A 5165-nucleotide genomic window follows, 5' to 3' on the forward strand; every position below is an offset into this window, starting at 1 on the left:
CCAGATCCGGGTTCTGCCCCCACTAAGAAAATCGAAACTCACAAGTTCTCATCGTTTGCCGATTCGCCTATCACCATTACCTGTCAAAGATTCCTATCTCAAATTCACGTTAACTACCAAACCCAATCCCATGCACCATCGTCAGTAACGCACCCATTTGCTCGCGCCCATCGATCGCCAAATCGCTCGTACATAAATAGAGTCGATCGTTGACACGATGGAGTAAATCCCGCAAAATCCGCTCTAGGCGTAGCTCGTTACTCGATTGGGTATCGGCTTCCGTCCAGACTGTGCCCACTCGATCTTGAAGCAACAGATTCGCACCATACAACGTCGCCGCCCCACCTTCCGCCCATAGCGGCGAACCGACATCCAGCCAAAAATGATAGGCGTGAGATCGCTTACTAGCGCGGTATTGGAAGATATTCGACAGCGTAACAGCCCGATCTTGGGGTTGGAGCTGGCTGACAGGATAGGGATTGGCGGTAATCGTCCCCTGACGCAGCAACAAGATAAATTGAGCGGTAATCTGATGTGCCGATTCGAGATATTCTGCTGGGCTGTAAGTACGTTCGGCGACTTGCCAATAATGTTGGGCGGTTTCCATCAGTTCCCGCAAAGCTGAGAGTCGATCGAATGGTAAATAGCTACCTTGCTGGAAAAAATACCCGATCGCCTCATTCAGTAGATGTAACGGTGAGGGCTGCTGCTGTTGCATCCGTTCTACCCAAACCAGAATCCGATCGTAAGCCTTGGTAGCACTCGCACCCAGTCGATCCCATCGAGGGAAATTAGCATATGGCAGCAAGCGCGGCTGAGATAGAGATGGCGCGTAGCAATAATCGGCAAGTAAACCCGCCCGCACGGGGTCGATTTCGCTCAGGAGCGGCGTCTGGGGCGGATAAATTGGGCTGAGCGTCACCAGCAGATCGGCAATCTCATCGCGACTGGTGAGCTGTCCTAAGTTGGGATAAGTCAAAGCCATTAGCGTCAGCAGCGCGCGGACGCCCGGATCGCTATTGAGTGGTAACTGGGCGTTGAGGGAAGCCAATGGCAGCTTGGCGCGATCGAAAATATCGGTAATCGTCGATCGGGAAATGGCATCCAAACCAGGTGCGATGAGGGCAATATCGCCCGGTGCGACTTTCCCACTGGTAATTAACTCGATCGCGGCTTCCGCCGTGCGTTTGAGCATTTCGCCGCGCGTGCGGGTTTCGATCGATTGAATACTATCGGGTAAGGTGACAATATTCCCTGGATTGAGGACGGCACGGACGATCGTCTGAATACTCGCTGCCTGACGATCGGTAAATAAGTTAGTCGGCAACGAGTCTAAATAGATGATATCTCGATCGCGTGGCGAATCGTCATGTAGACAGCGAGCTTTGAGGCCGAATAAATAATCTGGATCGGCACTCAAACCCAATCGCACCATCCCGTCGGGATTGTAACTAAACGCCCCCAATACACCCCGATCGAGTAAAAATTCGCAAATCCGTCGCCCGATCGCTGGATAATCGTCTACATCGTCGGCTAAAAGTGTCCAATAGCGATCGCCTAACTGCCGCTGGTACTCAGGGTGGGGCAACAGATATCGCCAATATAACTCCGTCATGATGCCATAAGTCAGCAAGCCGCGATCGAGACACCAATCTCGCCATTGGGCAGCTAAAGACTCTACGCACGCAAAAATTTCGCCATGCTCAGCCGCCCCAAACCCGTGTGTGAGGATTTCTGGTAGAGCTGCTAAGGGCGTGCAACTATAAGCCGCCAATTGCAATAAGTCCAAGATCCGCCGCACGAAGCGGTATTCAGATGGAGCAATTTCCCGCCAGTTCAGCCGCTCCAGTGCGGGTTGCCACAACTTAGTCGCCAATTCCTGCTCCGTCTCCGGACGCAATCTCAGGGGGAAATGAGCGGGTAACTTTAATTTCTCAATCAGGAGGGGATAAAATAATAACACCTCATCCTGAATGAACCCGATCGTCGTTTTTGCCGAAATCGGATATTTAGCTTGGGTTTTGGCCGTCAACCGATCGCCAATGTCTCGTTTGCTATCGTCATTCCCCGCCAAAACTAAAATTTGGCGATCTTGGCTCGAATGTTTACCCAGCACAATTTGCTCTTCCAACCACTGCCAAAATTGAGAAACCAGTGCATTCGTCTTGCCGCTGCGGGTGCCCCCCTCGATCCAAATAGCTTTACCCACCACCCTCTTAACTCCAGCGATCGATTGATTTACCGTTATTACCAGTACGTGAATATTAACATCATAAATCGGTGTCATCCCTACAAGTTAATTGCACCGTACCAAAAATATTACGCAAGTTAAATTCAACTCCCAAATCCTCAACTCCCCGCTTCCTATGGACAGCTTTCTAGCCAAAAACTTCGGTAAATACTGGGTGCGAGCGAATCAGTGGTTTTACCGTACCGCCGATCGAGCTTTAGATGAAGCTTACAAAGCCGCCTTAAAAATCAAAGCGATCGAAGACGAACATTTCAATGCTCAACAGATCCTCATCCCGGCAGAATACACCAACAAGCAAGTCGCCACCTATTTTCAGAACGATCTCAATAAATATCTCAACATTGCCCGGATTCGACTTGCCGAGTTTCAAACCAGCCGTACCGTCACCGGCAATAACTATCCCCAATCGCCCGACAGTCAGCAATTCGACGATCGACGGGGAGCCAGCGATATCAATCCCTACACTCAGGATATCGAATACGAAGCCCGCATCCTCGAAAAACTGAGTTTTATCGACGAAATCCTGACTCGGTATGCCGATACCCCCTCCGAGCCACAAAGATCGAGTCTGGGCGAACGCGCGATCGATTTTATCGCCCCAGCCGAATCTAACTACTTATCCACCACTAGCACAAATGCCGATCGGCAGCGTTCCCGCTCCGATCTCTCTTCTACTCCCACCGCTGCATTCGGTAGTCGCCAGTCTAATCCTATGCCCAATCGACTCGATCGCTCCAACGAAAACGTCAATAATGACAAAAAAGCCATCATTGATATTTCATTAATCAATACCTTTCGGCGCATCCAGCAAGATCTCAACCCCAACGCCGACGTTCAAGTCCTGGAGAACTATCGCTTCAATCAAGGTAAAACGCGAACGGCACTGCGATTTATCTTAATGCTGATTTTAGTGCCCCTCTTGGTTCACTATATTTCCAAAATCATCGTCGTTGGGCCAGTCATCGATGCTTACCGCAACTATCACCACTCCAATATCTTCATTAATGTCAACCTCGAACGCGAAGCATTTGAAGAGCTGGAAATGTTTGAAAAGCAGATCAAATTCAACCAATTAGTCGGACTAGCTCCCAAAATCGGCGCAGAGCAGCTCGAAGCGCAAGTCCAGGAAAAAGCCCAAGAAGTCAAAGTCAACTTTTACCGTAAGAGTGCCGAAGCGGTCAAAAACTGGTTTGCAGACATCCTTTCGGTCATCACTTTTACTTGGTTAATTACCCATAGCCGCCGCCAGATCGAAACGCTCAAATCCTTCCTGAGCGATTTAGTCGCTGGACTCAGCGACTCCGCCAAAGCTTTTATAATCATCCTTCTCACTGATACCTTCGTCGGCTTTCACTCCCCCCACGGTTGGGAAATTATCCTTCAAGGTACCGCCAGACATCTGGGCATTGCCGAAAACAATGGCTTCAACTCACTATTTATTGCGACTATCCCCGTGCTGATGGATACGGTCTTCAAATATTGGATCTTCCGCTATCTCACCGGACAGTCACCATCATCAGTCGCCACCTACAAATCCATGAACGAGTAAAAAATCCCCTCCTGGGAGGGGTGCCCGTAGGGTGGGGTGGGTAGATCTCCACTAAATACCAACCATCTTCACTCGATCGATTATCTGTAAAATCGCTAGCTCGATCCTAATAAGTGTGAAATCTGGGTTAGATCGATCGCACGTAGTCCATGAATTGGTGGAAGACGATCGAGAGTCGATCTGTAATTAAGCGAAGATCTACCCACCCCGCCCTACGGGCACCCCTCCAGGGAGGGGATTTTTTTGAGGAGAATGGCGTATTGACAAGGTTTGGAGGAGGATAACCGGCTATTGCCAAAGATATTTAAAAAAAGTTTGGTAGGGGGTGATAGGTAATCTCAAAGAAGTGGGTAAGCTGAGGACACGAAGCAAACAAACCACCCCAAACCCCCTTACAGGAAATATTCAAAATGAGAACCGAACTAAAAGCTAAATTCATCCAACACCTCAACACTCGCAAACAAGGCGAAAAAGGTTTCACACTCGTAGAACTCTTAGTTGTCATCATCATCATCGGTATTTTGACTGCAATTGCTTTACCTAACTTCCTCAACCAAAACGCTAAAGCTAAACAGTCCGAAGCCAAGCAAAACGTTAGTGCTGTCAACCGCGTCCAAATTTCTAACCGTACTGAAGCGACTAACTTCTCTTCTACTTTCGACCAAATTGCGATTGGTTCCCTCGCTGGTAGCACGGGCAACGCTTCTACTGCTTCCTACTCTTACACATTAGCAGGAGCTACCGATAGTGCATCGATCGTCGCTCAATCCAAAGATACTTCGCTCAAATCCTATACTGGCGGTAACTTCCGTTATGTGAACACTGCTAGTCAGTCCACTGTAACTTCTGCTGTCTGTGAAACTAAAGTGCCTGGTACTGAGACTGCCGCTGCTCCTACCTTCTCAGCTACTGCTGGTGCAGCAACTACTACTTGCGGTAGTTCCTTCATTCAATTAGGTACTTAGGTTCCCGCTTTCATTGGCAATGCTAACTCTAGACTAGATTTTGTAGTTGAGATTGTGAAGTTGTGGCTGGCTTGTCTAGCTACAACAACTTTCTCCAGATCGACTAGATTGGTAAGCCAATGAAGTTGGTTCTAATGCTAATTAGATGGTCGCGATTCTCTCAAATGTGTGTATCAATTTGAGAGAATTTTGGCTATCTGCCGCTAATGAAGTTTACGTCGATGTCAGACAAAAAATATGAGAACCGAACTAAAAGCTAAATTCATCCAACATCTCAACCGCCAGCACAGCGAAAAAGGCTTTACCCTGGTAGAACTTTTAGTTGTCATCATCATTATCGGTATTCTCACGGCGATCGCACTACCCAATTTCCTTAACCAAAACGCTAAAGCCAAACAGT

General features: G+C 48.5%; 4 protein-coding genes. 3 read left to right on the forward strand and 1 reads right to left on the reverse strand.

Annotated elements, in window-relative coordinates; translation table 11 throughout:
- Positions 1 to 109 precede the first annotated feature (109 nt).
- Positions 110 to 2287: a recombinase family protein gene (locus RMO84_RS07960; protein ID WP_310487931.1), complete on the reverse strand. Its 2178-nt coding sequence runs from the start codon at positions 2285 to 2287 to the stop codon at positions 110 to 112.
- A gap of 79 nt (positions 2288 to 2366) precedes the next feature.
- On the opposite strand from RMO84_RS07960, the gene RMO84_RS07965 reads away from it, so the two are divergent.
- The 3 genes from RMO84_RS07965 to RMO84_RS07975 all read left to right on the forward strand — a co-directional run.
- Positions 2367 to 3800: a proton extrusion protein PcxA gene (locus RMO84_RS07965; protein ID WP_310487932.1), complete on the forward strand. Its 1434-nt coding sequence runs from the start codon at positions 2367 to 2369 to the stop codon at positions 3798 to 3800.
- Between the two features lie 410 nt (positions 3801 to 4210).
- On the forward strand, positions 4211 to 4765 hold the full coding sequence (locus tag RMO84_RS07970; RefSeq protein WP_310487933.1) for a type IV pilin-like G/H family protein: 555 nt from the start codon (positions 4211 to 4213) through the stop codon (positions 4763 to 4765).
- Between the two features lie 237 nt (positions 4766 to 5002).
- On the forward strand, positions 5003 to 5165 hold a 163-nt coding region (locus RMO84_RS07975), incomplete at its 3' end, for a prepilin-type N-terminal cleavage/methylation domain-containing protein (protein ID WP_310487934.1).

It is taken from the genome of Chamaesiphon sp. VAR_69_metabat_338 (genome assembly GCF_031423935.1).
Classification (GTDB): Bacteria; Cyanobacteriota; Cyanobacteriia; order Cyanobacteriales; family Chamaesiphonaceae; genus Chamaesiphon.